Consider the following 21,493-nt stretch of genomic DNA (forward strand, 5'->3'; position numbering starts at 1 on the left):
GGAGCTATTGGGAACATAAGGAAGAAACAATGGGACTACGAAGAAAGAGTGTTAAACCTATGCAACTCAATGATATTACAATCATTGATGATGCCAAACTGAAGAAGGCAATCACCGCAGCGGCGTTGGGCAACGCCATGGAGTGGTTCGATTTCGGGGTGTATGGTTTTGTCGCTTTTGCACTTGGTCAGGTATTTTTCCCCGGTGCTGATCCCGGTATTCAGATGATTGCTGCGCTGGCGACTTTTTCCGTTCCTTTCTTGGTTCGGCCCCTTGGTGGCTTATTCTTTGGTGCGTTAGGTGATAAATATGGGCGGCAAAAAGTCCTGTCCGTCACCATCATTATTATGTCGGTCAGTACCTTCTGTATTGGTCTGATTCCCTCTTATGCCTCGATAGGTATTTGGGCACCGATATTATTGTTATTGGCAAAACTGGCACAGGGTTTTTCGGTTGGTGGCGAATATACCGGAGCCGCTATTTTTGTGGCTGAATATTCACCCGATAGAAAACGTGGTTTTCTTGGTAGTTGGTTGGATTTTGGTTCCATTGCAGGTTTCGTATTAGGCGCTGGAGTCGTTCTGCTTATTTCCAGCATTGTGGGTGAAGCCAGTTTCCTTGAGTGGGGATGGCGTATTCCGTTCTTCGTTGCTGCGCCATTAGGATTAATCGGTATCTATTTGCGTCATGCACTTGAAGAGACACCGACCTTTCAACAGCACGTCGATAAAATTGATAATGATTCACGCCACAATATTGCCGAGCCACCTAAGGTTTCTTTCCGTGAGATTTTAACCAAACAATGGAAAAGCCTGATTATCTGTGTCGGGATGGTTATTGCCACCAACGTCACTTATTACATGCTACTGACCTACATGCCAAGCTACCTATCCCATAGTCTGCATTATTCTGAAGATCATGGTGTATTGATTATCATTGCAATCATGCTGGGTATGTTATTCGTTCAGCCTGTGATGGGATTAATGAGCGATAAATTCGGCCGTAGACCTTTTGTTATTTGTGGCAGTATTGGGCTGTTTATTCTCGCTATTCCCAGCTTTATTTTGATTAATAGCGGCATCATCGGTTTGATATTTTGTGGTTTGTTGATCCTGGCTATTTTGCTTAACTGTTTTACGGGGGTGATGGCCTCAATATTACCCGCAATGTTCCCAACCCATATCCGCTACAGCGCATTAGCTATCGCATTTAATGTGTCGGTGTTGGTTGCAGGGCTGACACCAACGGCCGCAGCGTGGTTGGTTGAAACAACGCAAAATCTGTTTATGCCCGCTTATTACTTAATGGTGGTGGCGGTTATTGGTTTGGTTACTGGAATATTTATGAAAGAGACTGCCAATATGCCACTGAAAGGGGCGACGCCAGCCGCGTCTGATCGGGCGGAGGCCAGAGAGATATTGCAGGAACACCATGATCATATCGAACACAACATTGATGATATTGATCAAGAAATAGCCGAACTTGAGAAAAAGAGAAAGAATCTTATCGCTCAACATCCTGATATTAATTAATCAGTTTTGAGGGGTACGTCAGAGTGTTAATTTGATTTATATCAATAAAATTCATTTCTATACAATGGTTTACCTTTCTATTCAAATCTGTCTTTGACCCTCCCCCAAGGGGAGGGTTTAGATTATCAGTCATTATTCCAACTTATCTAGAACATTTCCTCTTACTGGAAGGATACCATGACAGTGAAAAAGACATTTGCAACAACAGCCCGACTGGCTATTGTTGCTTTAGCTGCAGTCACTTTTAGCCATTTCGCCGCGGCGACGACACAAACGGAATTTTTGACTCAACATGGCTTAGCGGGAAAAACTACTGAGCAAATGATTGAGACCATCGATCAATCCAAACAAGAACGCCCTTTGGCATATTCAGCTTCGGTAACGAGTGCGGAACTCACCTTATCCGATGAACAACAGCGGTATTCTTTTCCCTTGGGTGATAAGTTCTATCTCTCATTCGCCCCCTATGTAAACCAAACTCACCCATGCTTCAATCACAGTTTGTCTGGCTGTCGTGGTGAATTGGCGAATACCGCATTTGATGTGAAAATTACCGATAAAGCCGGGAAAGTTATCCTGCAAGATACACTGACCAGCTATCAGAATGGTTTTATTGGTGTGTGGTTGCCACGCAATACTGAAGGGACTATCGAAGTGAGTTATCAAGGCCTCAAAGCTGTATCACCTTTTGCGACCCAAGCTGAAAGCCAAACCTGCATGACAACATTGCAACTAAAAAAATAAACGACTTAACGGCAAATCTTAACAATCGATAGAATAATAATAACCAGCTTAGCGGCTGGTTTTTTATTTCCTCGTGGCTGTAATAATAGATGTTTTTCTTGCCACTCTCGAGTATTTTTTAAATTATTAAATCCTGTTTATACTCCTTATGACGAGGGATAATATCTGGCGTAAGTGATATTAAGTTTACGTTATGCTAAATGAAATGACTAAGAGAAATATAATTATTTATAAATTATTATTTTTACGATATAGTTCGCTCCTTTATGGTGAAAATACGCAAAATTAAAGGAAACCTATCCGCATACGTTATAACTTTCCTTTTTCTGTTTACTTGGCTACCTGTCTCTATAGCCGAGTTCATTAAGTGTAGAAGATTATATTATGTTTCAATTGATGCAGAGTGTTTTGACAAGTTCCTTTAATGCGGTCTGTATTATCTATCTTTGCATATCATTACCTTATCTTTATATTATTACCAGACAAAAACCTAATCAGTTACATTATAAAATTCTAATGGGCGTGATTGCCGGTTTTACTGCAACCTATCTTGCTGATTTTCATAACCAAACCAGTGCGACACTCTATGGGTTAATCATTAGTCCTATTGTCCTGACAGCATTAATTTTTGGCCCAATCCCCTTATTGATAAGCTATGCTATCCATGCGGTATTTGTATTTGGATTATCGCCATTTTATGATATTTTCATTATGTCTTTCATGTTTTTATCTATAGCGCTAAAAATTTGGGATAATAAAAGATATACTACTTTTTTCCTTTCGGTTTTCATTCCACAATGTATAAATATTGCTTTGAATTTTGAACGGCTAATCTCTTTAGGATACCTTCCCCGTTCAATATTTAAATCCGCGATGAGCATTATTTTACTCTCGATACTCTATTTTATTTTTAGCCGCTTTCAAAAAACGTTTAGTAAATTCTCTATTTTGCAATTCCAATCCTCGACGGATCAACTGACTAAATTACCTAATAGATTCAGTATTAATCACCATTTGGATAATTTTAGAGAAACGCATAAGGACTGCTTTATTGCTTTGATTGATATAGATTTTTTTAAAAGGGTTAATGATAATCATGGACATTCTGCCGGTGATAAAATTTTATATGATATCGCCCAGGAACTAACGTCAGTGATTAGAGGAAATGATTTTCTGGCGCGGTATGGCGGTGAAGAATTTTTGCTGTTAATACATACCGCAGATAACAGAATTGCCAGTGAGATCTTGGTGCGGATAACTACACATATCCGCGATACGCTGTTTATTACACCGGACAACCACTCTCTCAACATTACGATATCTATCGGTGCAGCTTTATATGTTAAAGACACCTCATTTGATGATGCGATTAAGTCAGCCGACAAAGCACTCTACCGAGCGAAGAATGGTGGTCGAGATCAAGTTGTTTTTCATTAGGTTTTGTATGATTAGGCCATTGTGTAAGTCAGGATCTTTAACTTAGCATAGGCTTTTCCCCTAAGGCCTTTGTAGCTTAACAGCGGGTCCACATACATTGTAGAGGTTGGCGGTGACCAGAGAACATGTTGTTATTGTCATTGATATGCAAAATGGGGTTTTTGCTAATCCACGTTTTGATCGTGAAGGTCGCGTCGTTCGTATTAATCAGTTGATCGACCATGCTGACCAAGTCATTTTCATACAGCATGCAGAAGATGAAATGACACAAGAGAGTGAATTGTGGCAACTGCTACCGGAATTACATTACCCGCAGAATGCTATTTCTGTTACCAAAACAGCGTGTGATTCGTTTTATCTTACCTCGCTCGACACTATTATTGCCCAGCTAGGGGCTACTCATCTGACTATTTGTGGTTGTGCCACGGATTACTGTGTTGATACCACCATCAAAATTGCCGCCAGTAAAGGGTATGCTCTGACCATCGCTTCTGATGCCCATACCACTGCGGACCGGAAATATGCCACGGCTCAGCAGCTTATCGCGCAACATAATGAGGTTTGGTCTGAGCTGTCCATTCCTGGGAACCGTATCACAGTAAAAACGACGCAGCAGATCCTCGCTGACTGGCTGGATTAAATTCCTCTGGGCATACTCGCTTAGCACTATTTTATTAGGTGATGTGTGCCCATAGTCTGATGCGATACACTAGATAAAAATGATGAGTAGGAATAAGTAAACACCATCCAGATTACGTCTACGGTACTGATGATTTGGTAAGGTTCGCTGATATTATTCTTTTCTCTTATCACCCATCCATGTTTTTTTATCTTTAAAATAGAGAAATATCAAGAATTAATCTTGTGTTCATAGAACACGAATGGCGTATTTTATATAAGATTTATGGGACTATGCATTGTAATTAAAGTAATGTAATTCCTAATTACTTGTAGGATTATTCTCTTTCTTTGTGTGATAAATCTTTTTTTGATGATAATCAATAAAAAATATACATCTGCAAATTGAAGTCTAGTTGGTGATTGATTTTGATATTTTTCTTAAGTTGGATTTAAATGCTGACTTTTTCTTTAAATGTAGTTTTTTATTCCGATAAAAATAACCATTTCAATATATTTTCTTATGGGACAAATCTTGTTCTATTTTTTAAATATACGTATAAATAAAGACATATAGATAAGGTATGTTGGATGTTAACTTTATTTTAGTCTTTAGATGGCTGGATTTAAAACGAAGCACCTTGGGTGTGTTCGCCGACTGATAGCCTGGGACTCTCTCTCCTCTAAACGAAAATCGCTTACTTACTGAATCATTAGTTTATGACGTTTTCCTCTTTCGTCTGATTTGTAAGGTGCGATGCCATCAATACACTTTCAATAAGATTTTAATCTTTTAAGGATATATATGAACGCAATTTTTAAAGTTATTTGGAATATATCCTTGAGTATATGGGTTGCGGTCGGTGAGTTTGCCAAGGGAAAACAAAAATCAAAAACTACCCAGCGAGGCTCCACAGCCACACCTTTACTTGAGAAATCAGGTAAACATCTTTCTCCTAAAATAGCTATTGTAGCCGCCGCCGTGATGGGGGTATTTGGTATTCAACCTGCTTTTGCTATCAGTGTCGGCGATTGTGCTGCTATGGGCACAAACTGCGTGACGGTATCAACCGCGGCAGGTTTAGTCGCTGCATTAAGTAGTGCGGGGGCGGGAAGTACTGCCACCACGATCCTATTGACAGCAGATATCAATCTTGCAACTGCATATGCTGGGGGGGTCACTGTAAACCAAGCCGCAAATGCCCGGCAAAATCTGGTGATTGATGGTGGTGGCTATAACTTAAACTACGCGAACTATGCTTTCCTCATGGCGGCGGGAACCACAAATAGTGCCGCCTGGAGTTCGCAAAATGCAACGTTCCAACTCGTCAACTTTGGCGACATTACGTCAACGCTTGCGATCACAAGCGGCATAGTTTCCCGATTGGTGTATGTACAAGACGACACGACTCGGTTAGACGTCACTTTGGATAACATCAAGTCAGTACCCAATGGAAAACTGGTTGCGATGGGTGTTGATAGCGCTGCGGTCGCACCCAATAAGATCGGTAGAGTGATATTCGGCAATATTACCCAGCCTATTACCTTAAATTTTGGCACTTATAGACAATCAGTTTTAGGCAGTAATATTACATTTACGGGACATTTCAACTTAACAGGGATAACAAGCCCTGATTATCCGGCGGTATTCTGGAGTAATGATACAGCAGCGAATAGCGTGCTTCATTTTGCCAATGGTGCCGATGTTAATATTACGGGCACGCGGCTCACTAATGGACCCGGTGTTGTTGGTGTTGGCGTGGCCTCGTATAACTATATGATTGATGATGGTGCCAAATTAACCCTGACTATCGATAGCCAAAACCCGTTAGGGGTGGCTAACTATGGTGTACAGATAGGTTCTTATAATCCGGTTACCGGATTATTTGGTTCCGGTGCAGTGATTAACATGAATAACTTGGCGGGTGATGTCATCAGTAATGCCCCCAGTACGACAACAACTTCATATATTTACAATGGTCCTGCCTCGCCTAATGATGTTATCTACAATCTGGCCGCGGGTTCAAATCTTGTTGTTGCTGCCGGAGCGGCCAATGATGGGATTATTGCCAGCAAAACCCTTGCAGGGACGGGGAATATTTATATCCGTTCAGCGGCGACCATCTCTGATGGCACGCAAAATACCACCGCGGGTACTGGGATTAATATCAGTGCTGCCTCATCGGGCAATGTGGTCGTTCGTAATGAGGCTGAGGGTACTATCAGAAAAGCAACCGGTATCAGTGTCACTGATACCGGTAGTGGGACGGTTAATGTCACTAACGCGGGCACGATCAACAGTACTACTGCCGGGATAGTCCTTACCCATAATGGCAGTGGCACGGCTAGTTTGACCAACAGTGGTTCGATTACTAGCACCACGGCGGGGATTGCAGTTTCAGCTGCCACGGCACAAACAATCAATATTGATAATACTGGTGGCACAGTGAGTGCCAGTGCTGGAACAGGTATTAATGTTCTAACCAATGCGTTGCTAAATATGGTCGGTGGGGCGATTACCACGACGGGTGCGGCGAATGCTTTAACTTTTGCTGGCACTAGCAATAGCCATGTTTTGACTGACTTGATTCTTAATCTGAATGGTACCGGTGCCGCTTTCTCAAAGGCGGCGGGTGTTAATCTGGCATTAAACCATATCATCTTCAACACGGTGACGGGCACTGCGCTAAATAGCCTGGCCGGTCTGACATTTGCCAACAGTGTTAATGGCAATAATATTATTAATGTGACAGGTGCGGGGACCGGGATAAATTCTGTTGGTGGGGTCGATCTCAGTAATGCGTATTTGGACATTAATGTGACCGACAGTGCTGGCACCGGGCTGCAAGTAGCCGATGGTGCAGTAACGGCGACCACTATTGGTGCGAATACCCTGATCAATGCAACGGGTGCAACGGCGATTAATTTCGCAGGCACCACAGCAAAGACATTGAATAATAACGGGACGATTAATGGTGCGGTGACATTTGCCGGAACAGCGGCAAATATAATCAATAATAACTCGATATTGAATGGATCATTAACCACAGGTTCCGGCAGCGATACATTAGCTCTTGGTAGCACATCGCAAAGTAATGGTGCGATTAATCTGGGTGACGGGAATAACAATGTCACTATCGAGAATGGCGCACAGGTATCCTCCATTACAACAGGCACAGGCGACGATACTTTTACTCTTAATAATATGACGCTGGGGAGCACTTATTTAGGTGCTCTAAATGCCGGTAGTGGCTCAAATACCCTGAACTTCAATAACTCATTTGATTCTCTGGCGAGTGGTACGTCGTTACAGGGCTTTACTAATATCAATCTTATCGATAGCCAAATTACCCTGAATTCTGACGATAACGTCGGTAGCGGGGCAATTAATATCAGCGCGAGTAGCGAGTTACTTTTTGGCAGCACATTCAATAGCACACTGAACGCCTCATTAGGCCATGTTGCCGGCGGGGATGGTTTAGCCATTGTTGATAACGGTGCTAATGTTTCGTTGAGCCAGGCCAGTACTTTTGCTGGCGATTGGCAAGTGAATCAGAGCGGTACTCTAACAGTCAGCAACAGCAATCAGTTGGGGACGAGTAACCTTTCACTGGATGGCACACTGAATTTGAATGGTGTGGCTACGTATAACAACTCCCTGTTGGGAACCGGTTTATTAAATATTGATACCGCGAATAACACCTTCAATTTTGGTGCTAATACAGGCACGGGATTCGCCGGTACGATTGATATGAAAAACACTGTTTTCACCCTGAGTGGTGATAATACAGCCGCATTGAGCAATGCCTCCTTTATTGCGTCTGCGGGGGCTCTGGTTGCGGTGGATAATAGCAATCAGGCGATAGGTAATTTTATTCTCAACGGCGGTACCTCTGCATTTTCTAATGGCAGTTTAATTACTGCCGACACGTTGGCGGTGACAAACGACAGCAATATCAGAGTCGATCCGGCCATGAGTACCGCCGGAAACATACTCGATCAAGACACTGGCAGCTCAGTCAAATTAATTGACAGTAGCAATACCCTATCAGCAACAGATTTGGCGCGACTGACACTCATGGATTTGTCGGGTGCGAGTTTAGGTCCTGATACTTCAATGAGTGTTATTCAGGGGGCGAATACGGTAGCACAAGCCCTTTATAACTATACCTTATCCGGCGTCGGTAGCGGCTTGAGCATAACCTCTGTGCTGACTCGGTTGGCAATAATCTCCGGGCAGACATTAACGCTGACGTCACAGGGCGCATTGGATACCAATAAACTGCTGACTGCTCAACTGACTGGTAGCGGTAATTTAGCTATTGGCGCTGATAACAGCGAAATGACGCTGAACAATGCCACGAACGATTACACCGGTAGCACATTGGTGAATGGCGGCATCTTGAATCTGGGCAGCGATAATGCGCTGGGACAGACCTCTGGATTAACAACCGCGGCGGGTACTAATACTAATATCAATGGTCACAGCCAGACTGTCGGCGCACTGACCAATGCTGGTACGGTAACGTTGGGCACGGGTGGGGTGCTGAACAGCGGCGTGCTGTCCAACAGCAGTATCCTTGATATCACTGGCGGGACACTGAATCTGGCGGCGGGCGGAGTATCAACCGCGACCGGCGGTTTGACTGGTGCGGGTACTCTGAACATCAACGGCGGTGACTTGGCGGTCAGTGGTGCTAACAGCGGCTTAAGCGGCCAGACCCTGATTGCGTCGGGCGCGTCGGCAACCCTGAACGGGGCCGGTACACTGGGCAGCAGTGCCATTAATGTGCTGGGTGATTTAAACCTGAACGGGGCCAATGCGGCACTGGCCAATGTGCTGAGCGGCACGGGCGACATCAATACCAACGCTGCGGTGACCCTGACCGGCACTAACAGCTTTAGCGGCGCACACCATATCGGTGCTGCCGGTACGTTGAGCGTCGGTCAAGCCAGTAATCTCGGCGCTTCAACCGCTACTGTGAATCTGGATACCGCCACCTCCAATCTGGTGCTGAACGGTCTTAGCGGCGCGGTTGCCAATGCCCTCAGCGGCGTGGCGGATTCGACTGTTGATATCAACAATGGTGCGAATGTGTCGCTGACCGGCAATAACAGTGGCTTCCTCGGTCAGTATGCGCTGGCGGACAGCAGTAAATTGACGGTGGCCTCAACCAATAATTTGGGGGCTGCTTCCTCTGTGGCCCTGGCGGGCGCACAGGATATTCTGGCGCTGAGCGGCTTTAACGGCATCTTTGGCAATACGGTCACCGGCAGCGGTATCTTGCAGGTCACCGACAGCAGTGATGTGACCCTGAATAACACCAACAGTGTGGACAATGCGGTCACGATGGATATCACGGATGCCACCTTGAATCTGGCTGATATCGCGCTGTTTGACCATGCACTGACCGGCACTGGCACGCTGAACATTGATACTGCCAATAACATTTTCAATTTTGGTGTTAATACTGGCACGGCATTCGCCGGTACGATTGATATGGAAAACACTGTTTTTGCCCTGAGTGGCGATAATACCAGCACATTGGGCAATGCGTTGTTTGTGGCCTCTGGCGGTACGTTGATGACCGTAGGCAGTGGCAATCAGATACTGGGTAACTTTACCCTAAATGGTGCGACGACAGTATTTGGCTCTGGCAGCTTAATCGTCACTGACACGTTGGCGGTGACGAATAGCAGTATCATCCAAGTTGATCCGGCTCTCACCACTGGCGGGAATTTACTTGATCAGGACACTGGCAGTTCAGCCCAATTAATCAGCAGTAATAATACGCTCTCTACACCTGAGTTGGCGCTCCTGACATTACAAGACAGTTTGGGTAATAGCCTGGGTAATGGCACAACTGAAGATATTACTCAGGGGAGCAATATAGTTGCTGAGGCACTTTATAACTACGGATTATCGGGCAATGGCGGTGGCTTAAGTGTGACGTCAAGTCTGACTCAGTTGACGTTACTTTCCGGCCAAAGTTTGACGCTGACGTCACAGGGCGCGGTGAATGCTGATCACACCTTGCTGGCGAAAGTGACTGGTACGGGTAATTTAGCTATTGGCGCGGATAACAGCGAAATGACGCTGAACAATGCCACGAACGATTACACCGGTAGCACATTGGTGAATGGCGGTATCTTGAATCTGGGCAGCGATAATGCGCTGGGACAGACCTCTGGATTAACAACCGCGGCGGGTACTAATACTAATATCAATGGTCACAGCCAGACTGTCGGCGCACTGACCAATGCTGGTACGGTAACGTTGGGCACGGGTGGGGTGCTGAACAGCGGCGTGCTGTCCAACAGCAGTATCCTTGATATCACTGGCGGGACACTGAATCTGGCGGCGGGCGGAGTATCAACCGCGACCGGCGGTTTGACTGGTGCGGGTACTCTGAACATCAACGGCGGTGACTTGGCGGTCAGTGGTGCCAACAGCGGCTTAAGCGGCCAGACCCTGATTGCGTCGGGCGCGTCGGCAACCCTGAACGGGGCCGGTACACTGGGCAGCAGTACCATTAATGTGCTGGGTGATTTAAACCTGAACGGGGCCAATGCGGCACTGGCCAATGTGCTGAGCGGCACGGGCGACATCAATACCAACGCTGCGGTGACCCTGACCGGCACTAACAGCTTTAGCGGCGCACACCATATCGGTGCCACAGGGGCATTAACGGTAACGCAGGCCGGTAATCTGGGAGCCTCGACGGCTACTGTGAATCTGGATACCGCCACTTCCCATCTGGTGCTGAACGGCCTTAGCGGCGCGGTTGCCAATGCTCTCAGCGGCGTGGCGGATTCGACTGTTGATATCAACAATGGTGCGAATGTGTCGCTGACCGGCAATAACAGTGGCTTCCTCGGTCAGTATGCGCTGGCGGACAGCAGTAAATTGACGGTGGCCTCAACCAATAATTTGGGGGCTGTTTCCTCTGTGGCCCTGGCGGGCGCACAGGATATTCTGGCGCTGAGCGGCTTTAACGGCATCTTTGGTAATACGGTCACCGGCAGCGGTATCTTGCAGGTCACCGACAGCAGCGATGCGACCCTGAATAACACCAACAGTGTGGACAATGCCGTCACGGTGGATATCACGGATGCCACCTTGAATCTGGCTGATATCGTGCTGTTTGACCATGCACTGACCGGCAACGGCACACTGAATGTGGCGAAGAATGATGCCAGCACGGCATTTGATTTCGGCTCTTCAGTGGGCGGCGCATTCAGTGGCATTGTGAACCTGACCAACTCGACCTTTGCGTTAAACGCGGGCAACACAGCCGCGCTGGCAAATGCCACACTGAAACTCTCAGCCAATAACGTGACCACCGTTGGTACGGATGATCGCACGTTGCACGGCTTGGATCTGAGTGGCGGCACCCTGATTTTTGACGGGGCAGCGCCGCAGTCACAGGCCAGCGGTGTGGTGACGGTCACTGATCTGGCGCTGAACAGCGGCACCATCAGCGTGACGGGCACTGACAGTTGGACTAACCAGAATCCGGTGCTGGCACCGAATCTGTCGATCCTCGATCAGGATCGGGGCGATATTATGCTGGCGCTGATTAATGCCGGTACGGTGAGTGGGGCGGCCAGCGGTCTTAATCTGATGATCAACGGCACGACGGTCACCGACACCGCGCAAGGCGTGGTCTCTGCCATCTTGCAGGGCGGGACGACGGTAGCGAATGCCACCCATAATTACGGTCTGACCAGCAGCGACGGCAGCGGTGGTAATGGTTTGTATGTCAATTACAGCCTGAGCGCGCTGGAACTGTTAACGGACGGTGCCGATGCTTTGTTGCTGGCAACAGACAGCAGCGCGACCTCGAATAAAGAGCTGAATGCACTGGTATCAGGGGTGGGTGGTTTGCAGGTGGATGCCACCAATGGGGCGCTGACGCTGGCCAACGGCAGTAACAGCTATCAGGGCACGACCACGGTCAATGCCGGTGAACTGATCCTGGGGGCTAACGGTGCCTTTGGTCAGACGTCATTACTGGATATCGCCAGCGGTGCCAGCGCCAACATCAACGGTCACACTCAAACCGTGGGCGCACTGACCAATGCTGGTACGGTAACGTTGGGTACGGGCGGCGTACTGAGTAGTACAGGGGCGCTGACCAACAGCAATAGCCTGAATATTGCGGGCGGCACACTGAATCTGGCGGCGGGCGGAGTATCAACCGCGACCGGCGGTTTGACTGGTGCGGGTACTCTGAACATCAACGGCGGTGACTTGGCGGTCAGTGGTGCTAACAGCGGCTTAAGCGGCCAGACCCTGATTGCGTCGGGCGCGTCGGCAACCCTGAACGGGGCCGGTACGCTGGGCAGCAGTGCCATTAATGTGCTGGGTGATTTAAACCTGAACGGGGCCAATGCGGCACTGGCCAATGTGCTGAGTGGCACGGGCGACATCAATACCAACGCTGCGGTGACCCTGACCGGCACTAACAGCTTTAGCGGCGCACACCATATCGGTGCCACAGGGGCATTAACGGTAACGCAGGCCAGTAATCTCGGCGCTTCAACCGCTACTGTGAATCTGGATACCGCCACCTCCAATCTGGTGCTAAACGGTCTTAGCGGCGCGGTTGCCAATGCTCTCAGCGGCGTGGCGGATTCGACTGTTGATATCAACAATGGTGCGAATGTGTCGCTGACCGGCAATAACAGTGGCTTCCTCGGTCAGTATGCGCTGGCGGACAGCAGTAAATTGACGGTGGCCTCAACCAATAATTTGGGGGCCGCCTCCTCTGTGGCCCTGGCGGGCGCACAGGATATTCTGGCGCTGAGCGGCTTTAACGGCATCTTTGGCAATACGGTCACCGGCAGCGGTATCTTGCAGGTTACCGGCGGCAGCGATGCGACCCTGAATAACACCAACAGTGTGGACAATGCGGTCACGGTGGATATCACGGATGCCACCTTGAATCTGGCTGATATCGCGCTGTTTGACCATACACTGACCGGCAGCGGTACACTGAATGTGGCGAAGAATGATGCCAGCACGGCATTTGATTTCGGCTCTTCAGTGGGCGGTGCGTTCAGCGGCATTGTGAACCTGACCAACTCGACCTTTGCGTTAAACGCGGGCAACACAGCCGCGCTGGCAAATGCCACACTGCAACTCTCAGCCAATAACGTGACCACCGTTGGTACGGATGATCGCACGTTGCACGGCTTGGATCTGAGTGGCGGCACCCTGATTTTTGACGGGGCAGCGCCGCAGTCACAGGCCAGCGGTGTGGTGACGGTCACTGATCTGGCGCTGAACAGCGGCACCATCAGCGTGACGGGCACTGACAGTTGGACTAACCAGAATCCGGTGCTGGCACCGAATCTGTCGATCCTCGATCAGGATCGGGGCGATATTATGCTGGCGCTGATTAATGCCGGTACGGTGAGTGGGGCGGCCAGCGGTCTTAATCTGATGATCAACGGTACGACGGTCACCGACACCGCGCAAGGCGTGGTCTCTGCCATCTTGCAGGGCGGGACAACGGTAGCGAATGCCACCCATAATTACGGTCTGACCAGCAGCAACGGCAGCGGTGGTAATGGTTTGTATGTCAATTACAGCCTGAGCGCGCTGGAACTGTTAACGGACGGTGCCGATGCTTTGTTGCTGGCAACAGACAGCAGCGCGACCTCGAATAAAGAGCTGAATGCACTGGTATCAGGGGTGGGTGGTTTGCAGGTGGATGCCACCAATGGGGCGCTGACGCTGGCCAACGGCAGTAACAGCTATCAGGGCACGACCACGGTCAATGCCGGTGAACTGATCCTGGGGGCTAACGGTGCCTTTGGTCAGACGTCATTACTGGATATCGCCAGCGGTGCCAGCGCCAACATCAACGGTCGCACTCAAACCGTGGGCGCACTGACCAACGCTGGTACGGTAACGTTGGGCACGGGCGGCGTACTGAGTAGTACAGGGGCGCTGACCAACAGCAATAGCCTGAATATTGCGGGCGGCACACTGAATCTGGCGGCGGGCGGAGTATCAACCGCGACCGGCGGTTTGACTGGTGCGGGTACTCTGAACATCAACGGCGGTGACTTGGCGGTCAGTGGTGCTAACAGCGGCTTAAGCGGCCAGACCCTGATTGCGTCGGGCGCGTCGGCAACCCTGAACGGGGCCGGTACGCTGGGCAGCAGTGCCATTAATGTGCTGGGTGATTTAAACCTGAACGGGGCCAATGCGGCACTGGCCAATGTGCTGAGCGGCACGGGCGACATCAATACCAACGCTGCGGTGACCCTGACCGGCACTAACAGCTTTAGCGGCGCACACCATATCGGTGCCACAGGGGCATTAACGGTAACGCAGGCCAGTAATCTCGGTGCTTCAACCGCTACTGTGAATCTGGATACCGCCACCTCCAATCTGGTGCTGAACGGTCTTAGCGGCGCGGTTGCCAATGCTCTCAGCGGCGTGGCGGATTCGACTGTTGATATCAACAATGGTGCGAATGTGTCGCTGACCGGCAATAACAGTGGCTTCCTCGGTCAGTATGCGCTGGCGGACAGCAGTAAATTGACGGTGGCCTCAACCAATAATCTGGGGGCCGCTTCCTCTGTGGCCCTGGCGGGCGCACAGGATATTCTGGCGCTGAGCGGCTTTAACGGCATCTTTGGCAATACGGTCACCGGCAGCGGTATCTTGCAGGTTACCGGCGGCAGCGATGCGACCCTGAATAACACCAACAGTGTGGACAATGCGGTCACGGTGGATATCACGGATGCCACCTTGAATCTGGCTGATATCGCGCTGTTTGACCATGCACTGACCGGCAGCGGCACACTGAATGTGGCGAAGAATGATGCCAGCACGGCATTTGATTTCGGCTCTTCAGTGGGCGGTGCGTTCAGCGGCATTGTGAATTTGCAAAATACCATTTTCAATATCGATGGTTTGAATACAACAGCGTTGACGAATTCCACACTGAAATTATCCAGCGGCAGTCTGGCCTCCGTGGCCGACGGTGTACAGAATATCGGTGGGCTGGCGCTCAATGGCGGTACGTTGCTGTTTAATAATCTGGTGGATAACTCAGGTATCATCAGCTCCTTAGGAACCCTCACGGCGAATAATATCGATACCACCGGTGGCGGTGAGGTTCGGGTTAATTTACCAGCGAATGTCACACCAGATCTTGGCGGTTTGTCGGTGATGCAACTGGATGAAGGGGAGATCATTGTGACCTTGGCCTCCGGCGCTGCGACCGGAACCGGGCATGAGCTGACGTTATCTGATGCACTTGGTGACCCGTTAAGTGCGACCGTTTATCAGTCTATTTCTAACCCTGGTGCACTCTCACCGGCGGCACTGGGTTCGTTTAATTACGGCATGACCACCGGGACCGGTTTTGATGGGTTGTACGTCAATTATGGGCTGAAGGCGTTGGAGTTGCAGAGCACAGGTAATGACGCGCTGATATTAACGGCAACCTTGGCAAACAATGGTACACAGGCTAATGATCTCTCCGCTCAGGTGACGGGCAGTGGCGACCTGGCCTTTGTTTCCGCTAATGACGGCAGCATTGCATCGTTATCGAATTCGACCAACAGCTATACCGGCGCGACATGGGTGCGTGCAGGCAATGTCCGTCTGGCTGCGGATTCAGCACTGGGGCAAACTTCTCTGCTGGCGATGAGCACGGCGACGAATGTGGATCTCAACGGGACTCAGCAGACGGTGGGTCAGTTAGCCACTGAAACCGGCAGTACATTGGACTTCAATAGCGGCAAGTTAACCGTCACTAATGGCGGGCAGGTTGATGGCGTATTGACGGGCGTTGGTGAGCTGGATCTGGCCGGCGGTTTACTGAGTATCACTCAAGCTAATAGTGGTTTTACTGGCAGCACTGACATTGCCAGTGGCGCGACAGCACATCTGTATCAGGTCCAAGGGCTAGGCTCGGGAGCGATTAACAATAACGGCCTGCTTAATCTGGATAATACCAGCGGGGAGCTGCTGAACGCGTTGGCGGGTAGCGGCAACGTCCAACTTTCCAACAGTGCCAATGTCCAACTGGCCGCAGACAATAGTGGCTATTCGGGCTTATTTACCACTGACGCAGGGACGGTGTTGACCGCCAATAATGCAGGCAATCTGGGGAGCAGCAGTGTTGCAAACAACGGTGAGCTAATCTTGGATACGGCGTCAGTCTGGAATTTATCCAACGCGATCAGCGGTAGCGGTACATTGGTTAAACGTGGCAGCGGCACGGTAAAAATTGATAGTGGTACAGTCAGTGCCAGTTTGACGACGATTGAAAACGGTTTGCTGCAACTGGGCAGTTCAACAGCCACCTCGACCCTGACGGTGAATGAGTCACCATTGGCCCGTACATTGGTGGCCACACTGGCATCCAATGTCGTCAATCTGGTCAGTGACGTGTTGATTACTAACACCGGCTCATTAGGTGGATACGGCCAGGTGACAGGGAATGTGGAAAACCGTGGCAACCTGATTATGCCAAATGCCTTAACCGGCGGCGATTTCGGGACCTTCATTATTGATGGTAATTATACCGGCGATAACGGCACTGTGGTCTTCAATACTATTCTGGCCGGTGATTCATCAGTAACCGATCGGCTGTTGATTACTGGCAATACCGCAGGGCAAAGTTTTGTCACCGTGAACAATATTGGTGGTAATGGTGCGCGGACCTCTGAGGGCATCAAAATCATTGATGTCGGTGGCGATTCTGCCGGGCAGTTTACCCTGAATGGCCGTGCTGTGGCGGGTGCCTATGAGTACTTCTTGTATCAAGGTGGTGTTAGCTCGCCGACCGATGGTGACTGGTATCTGCGCACTCAAGCAGATGAGCGCCGCCCTGAACCGGCAAGTTATACCGCGAACCTGGCTGCGGCCAACTCAATGTTTGTAACCAGTTTGGCTGATCGCTCCGGTGAAACAGTGTATACCGATGTCTTTACAGGTGAAGAGAAAACGACCAGCCTGTGGTTACGCAATGAAGGCAGCCATAACCGTTCCCGTGATGACAGTGGCGAATTGAAAACGCAAGATAACCGATATGTGATGCAGTTGGGGGGTGATGTGGCGCAATGGAGCCGCAACACACAAGATCTGTGGCGCGTCGGGGTTATGGCGGGTTATGCCAATAGCAGCAGCTCTTCTGTGGCACAGGAAACCGGTTATCGGTCCAACGGTTCGGTAGATGGCTACAGTGTGGGGGTCTATGGCACATGGTTTGCTGATAGTCAGGATAATACCGGTGCTTATGTTGACACCTGGCTGCAATACAGTTGGTTTAATAATCAGGTTGATGGACAAGATCTCACCACCGAGAAATATGACTCGAAAGGGTTCACTGCTGCGGTCGAGAGTGGCTATGCCTTCAAAGTGGGCCAGAGCGTTAACCAAAATTACTTTATTCAGCCAAAAGCTCAAGTGGTGTGGATGGGAGTGAAAGCCGATTCTCATACAGAAACCAATGGCACAGTAGTCTCCGGCGAGGGGAATAACAACATTCAAACCCGCTTGGGTGTGAAGGCCTTTATCAGCCCAATACCTACCGCTGAAAAAGCCAACGTTCCGGCATTTAAGCCATATGTTGAGGCCAATTGGGTCCATAACACCAAAGATTTTGGCACCACCCTCGATGGTATAACCGTGAAGCAAGCGGGTGCAGCCAATATTGCTGAGTTGAAATTGGGTGTCGAAGGCCAGATCAATAACAAGCTGAATCTGTGGGGTAATGTCGGCCAGCAAGTGGGTAATAATGGCTACAGCGACAGCAGTATCACGTTAGGGGTTAAATATAATTTCTAACTGAAACCAGCCGTTATAAGCCATTAACGGCACATATCATCAGGTATGTGCCGTTTTTTTATGGTTAAAGCTGTACTGAAAAATATTAATGACAGTGGTGGCTGTAGTTGATTCTTTTGGTTTTATATTTTGAATTTATTTTGTTGGCAGCTTATTAAGCTGAGTTTCCTGTATTGTACGATGCTAAATCAATATCATTATTTAAATTATGGTATTTAATATTGCATTAAATTAAATGTGTAATGAAATTAAATTGACGATTTAAGATTTTTGTTATAAAAAATTGAATATAAAAATATTATATTATTCATTAAGTTAGTTTGATCTCTTGGTTTTGTATTGACAGGGTTTATCAGTTTTTCACCCCGTTAGATATTGGCTTTGTTTTCTCCCACACCCCGCAATCACTCTCTCGCGACAGGAAGTCACGCGTATTTCTTGTCCGTTTTGGCCTCGGCCGCTTTACAGGGAAAGGACAGGATATGTCAGCTATAGAACCGCAGGAAAACCGGCAGACCGGAATACTGAATACCATCGAGCGTATCGGTAATGCGATGCCAGATATCACTATGTTATTTATTTATGCATTGGGTGTGTGCTGGGCGCTCTCCTTTGCATTGTCATTTATCAATTTCGACTATTACCACCCTCTGACGGGTGATCAGATTAAAGTGACTAATATGTTGGCACCCGTTGAGTTGGTGACCTTTATTACCACTATGGTCAAAAATTTTATCAACTTCCCACCACTGGCTATCACTATTGTGGCAACGTTAGGGATCGGGGTTGCTGAGGGCAGTGGCTTTATTCAGGTGATGCTGAAAAAGATGCTTAACGTCACGCCACAACGAATTTTGACACCCGCAGTAATATTTATCGGGGTGGTGAGTCACGTCGCATCTGACTCGGCGTATGTTATTTTGATGCCAGTGTCTGCCATGATGTTCTATGCCAGTGGTCGCCATCCGTTGGCGGGCATCGCCGCCGCTTTCGCGGGTTTGGCCGGCGGATTTTCTGCCAGTTACACGCCATCGATTATCGATCCGATCATGCAGGGCTTCACCCAAGGTGCGGCACATATAATTGACCCGAGTTATAACGTCAATGTGTTGTGTAACTATTTCCTGAGCTTTGGCAGTACCTTTGCGGTGATTTTGGTGTGTTGGTTTATTACCGAGAAAATTGTTGAGCCACGTCTGGTTAAGTCGATGCCATTAAATGACGATCTCAGCGTGCTCCACAACAGTGATGAACTGCAAAAAGTGACAGCTCAAGAGAGTAAAGCGTTTAAAAAAGCCGGGTTGACCATGTTGTTGATGCTGATTGGCCTGGCGGCTGCGCTTTACCCGGAAAATTCCTTATTGCGCTCGCCCGAGGGCAGCCTGACCCGCCCTGATGCACCGATTATGCAGGCGATAGTACCCTTGTTGTTCTTTATGTTTGCCATTCCCGGGCTGATTTATGGCTTTAGTGCCGGTACCTTCAAAAGCACCAAAGACGTTACCAGCAGCATGGAAAATATTACCCGTTCATTGGTTTCGTTTTTAGTGTTCAGCTTCTTCTGCGCCCAGTTTCTTTATTCATTCAGCCATTCCAATATCGGCACGTTGTTGGCAATCTCTGGGGCGGATTTCCTGCGCACCCTGGCAATGCCAGCCGGTTTCACTATTCTTGGGGTGATTCTGCTGTCTTGCGCCTTAGATATTATTATCACATCGGCTTCATCCAAATGGTCGATTCTGGCACCGGTATTAGTCCCGATGTTGATGGCAGTTGGTATCTCCCCTGAACTGACCCAGGCCAGTTTCCGTGTTAGCTCAACGGTGAATATCTCGACACCGATGTTTGCCTTCTATCCGTTGATCATTATGTATTGCCGTCAGTATTGCTCTAAAACCGGGGTTGGGACGCTTTGTGCCATGATGTTGCCTTATACTCTTGGGCTGACCATTGTATTAACCCTGATGCTATATCTGTTCTGGGGGTTGGGTATCCCGCTAGGATTCCAGAGTGGGTATACCTATCCGGCTGGCAGTTAATCCCCTGTTTACCTGCAATGCTGATGATATGAATTAAGTCTATAAGGAATAAGAAATGACAATGGCACTCTCAGAACAACTGACCCAACGCTTCTTCCGTTATCTGGCGGTGAGCAGCCAGAGTGATGGCGCGTCAATGACGCTACCCAGCACGGTCGGGCAGCATAAGATGGCGCAAATGTTAGCAGAAGAACTGCGCCAGTTAGGATTGGAAGATATCGTCATTGATGCCTATGCGACGGTAACTGCCCGTAAACCCGGCAACCAACCCGCCGCACCACGAATTGGTTTCATTACGCACATTGATACCGTTGATGTTGGTTTATCGCCTGATATCCACCCGCAGCGGTTGCGCTTTACCGGCAGTGATCTCTGCCTGAATCCTGAACAGGGTATCTATCTGCGCACATCAGAGCACCCGGAAATCCTTCGTTACCAAGATGAAGAAATTATTTTTGGTGATGGCACCAGCGTGTTGGGGGCGGATAATAAAGCGGCGGTCACGGTGGTGATGACGCTGTTGGAGAACCTGAGTGCCGATGATTGCCATGGGGATATCGTGGTGGCATTTGTGCCGGATGAGGAGATTGGTTTGCGCGGTGCCAAAGCGTTGGATCTGGCACGGTTTGATGTTGATTTCGCCTACACGATTGATTGTTGCGAACTGGGGGAGGTGGTATTTGAGAACTTTAACGCCGCCTCAGCCGAAATTGATATTGTTGGGGTAACGGCTCATCCTATGTCTGCCAAAAATGTGCTGATCAACCCTATCCGCGTAGCTTATGACATTATCAGTCAGTTCGACCCACAGGAAACACCGGAACATACTGAAGGGCGGGAAGGGTATGTCTGGTTTACTGATATGGTTGCCAACCCCAATCACGCCAAACTGAAGATTGCGATTCGCGATTTTGATAATGCGTTATTCGAGGCACGCAAACAGCGAATTGGTGAGGTGGTTACACAGATTGCAGCGAAGTATCCACGAGCGAAAATCAGCCATTCAGTCACCGACGTTTACAGCAATATCAGCAACTCGATAGGTGAAGATACCCAGGCGATTGATTTGATTTTCTCTGCTATGGCCGCGTTGGATATTGAACCTAAGGTGATCCCAATGCGTGGCGGCACCGATGGTGCAGCGTTATCTACTCAGGGGTTATTGACACCAAACTATTTCACCGGAGCCCATAACTTCCATTCACCGTTTGAATTTTTGCCAATTAGCTCCTTTGTAAAATCGTATGAGTTAACCCGAACTATCTGCTTGTTTGCCGCTAAATAGCTTATCAGGGGAGGGGGTA

General features: G+C 48.7%; 7 protein-coding genes. All 7 read left to right on the top strand.

The features are described from left to right. Positions 1–29: 29 nt before the first annotated feature. The 7 genes from proP (at position 30) to pepT (ending at position 21,474) form a co-directional block, all read left to right on the top strand. Positions 30–1,532, top strand: a complete 1,503-nt coding sequence (proP, locus tag V1953_RS03000; RefSeq protein WP_083162503.1) for a glycine betaine/L-proline transporter ProP — start codon at positions 30–32, stop codon at positions 1,530–1,532. Positions 1,533–1,715: 183 nt separating this feature from the next. Next, positions 1,716–2,276 (top strand): copper-binding periplasmic metallochaperone CueP, encoded by a 561-nt coding sequence (gene cueP, locus V1953_RS03005; RefSeq protein WP_193784774.1) that lies wholly within the window; start codon positions 1,716–1,718, stop codon positions 2,274–2,276. A gap of 384 nt (positions 2,277–2,660) precedes the next feature. Further along, the gene (locus V1953_RS03010; RefSeq protein WP_442850629.1) at positions 2,661–3,713 is read left to right on the top strand and encodes a GGDEF domain-containing protein; all 1,053 of its coding nucleotides are present in this window, start codon (positions 2,661–2,663) and stop codon (positions 3,711–3,713) included. A 112-nt stretch (positions 3,714–3,825) separates the two neighbouring features. Next, positions 3,826–4,353, top strand: coding sequence for an isochorismatase family protein (locus V1953_RS03015; protein WP_442850630.1), 528 nt, complete (start codon positions 3,826–3,828; stop codon positions 4,351–4,353). A gap of 783 nt (positions 4,354–5,136) precedes the next feature. Next, the gene (locus V1953_RS03020) at positions 5,137–18,150 is read left to right on the top strand and encodes an autotransporter outer membrane beta-barrel domain-containing protein (protein ID WP_442850631.1); all 13,014 of its coding nucleotides are present in this window, start codon (positions 5,137–5,139) and stop codon (positions 18,148–18,150) included. 482 nt (positions 18,151–18,632) lie between these two features. Continuing rightward, positions 18,633–20,189 carry an AbgT family transporter gene (locus tag V1953_RS03025; protein WP_083162511.1) on the top strand — a complete coding sequence of 519 codons (1,557 nt, stop codon included), beginning with the start codon at positions 18,633–18,635 and terminating at the stop codon, positions 20,187–20,189. Between the two features lie 55 nt (positions 20,190–20,244). Then, positions 20,245–21,474, top strand: coding sequence for a peptidase T (pepT, locus tag V1953_RS03030; protein WP_442850632.1), 1,230 nt, complete (start codon positions 20,245–20,247; stop codon positions 21,472–21,474). Positions 21,475–21,493 lie beyond the last annotated feature (19 nt).

The organism is Yersinia sp. 2541 StPb PI, assembly GCF_052217145.1.
Classification (GTDB): Bacteria; Pseudomonadota; Gammaproteobacteria; order Enterobacterales; family Enterobacteriaceae; genus Yersinia; species Yersinia enterocolitica_E.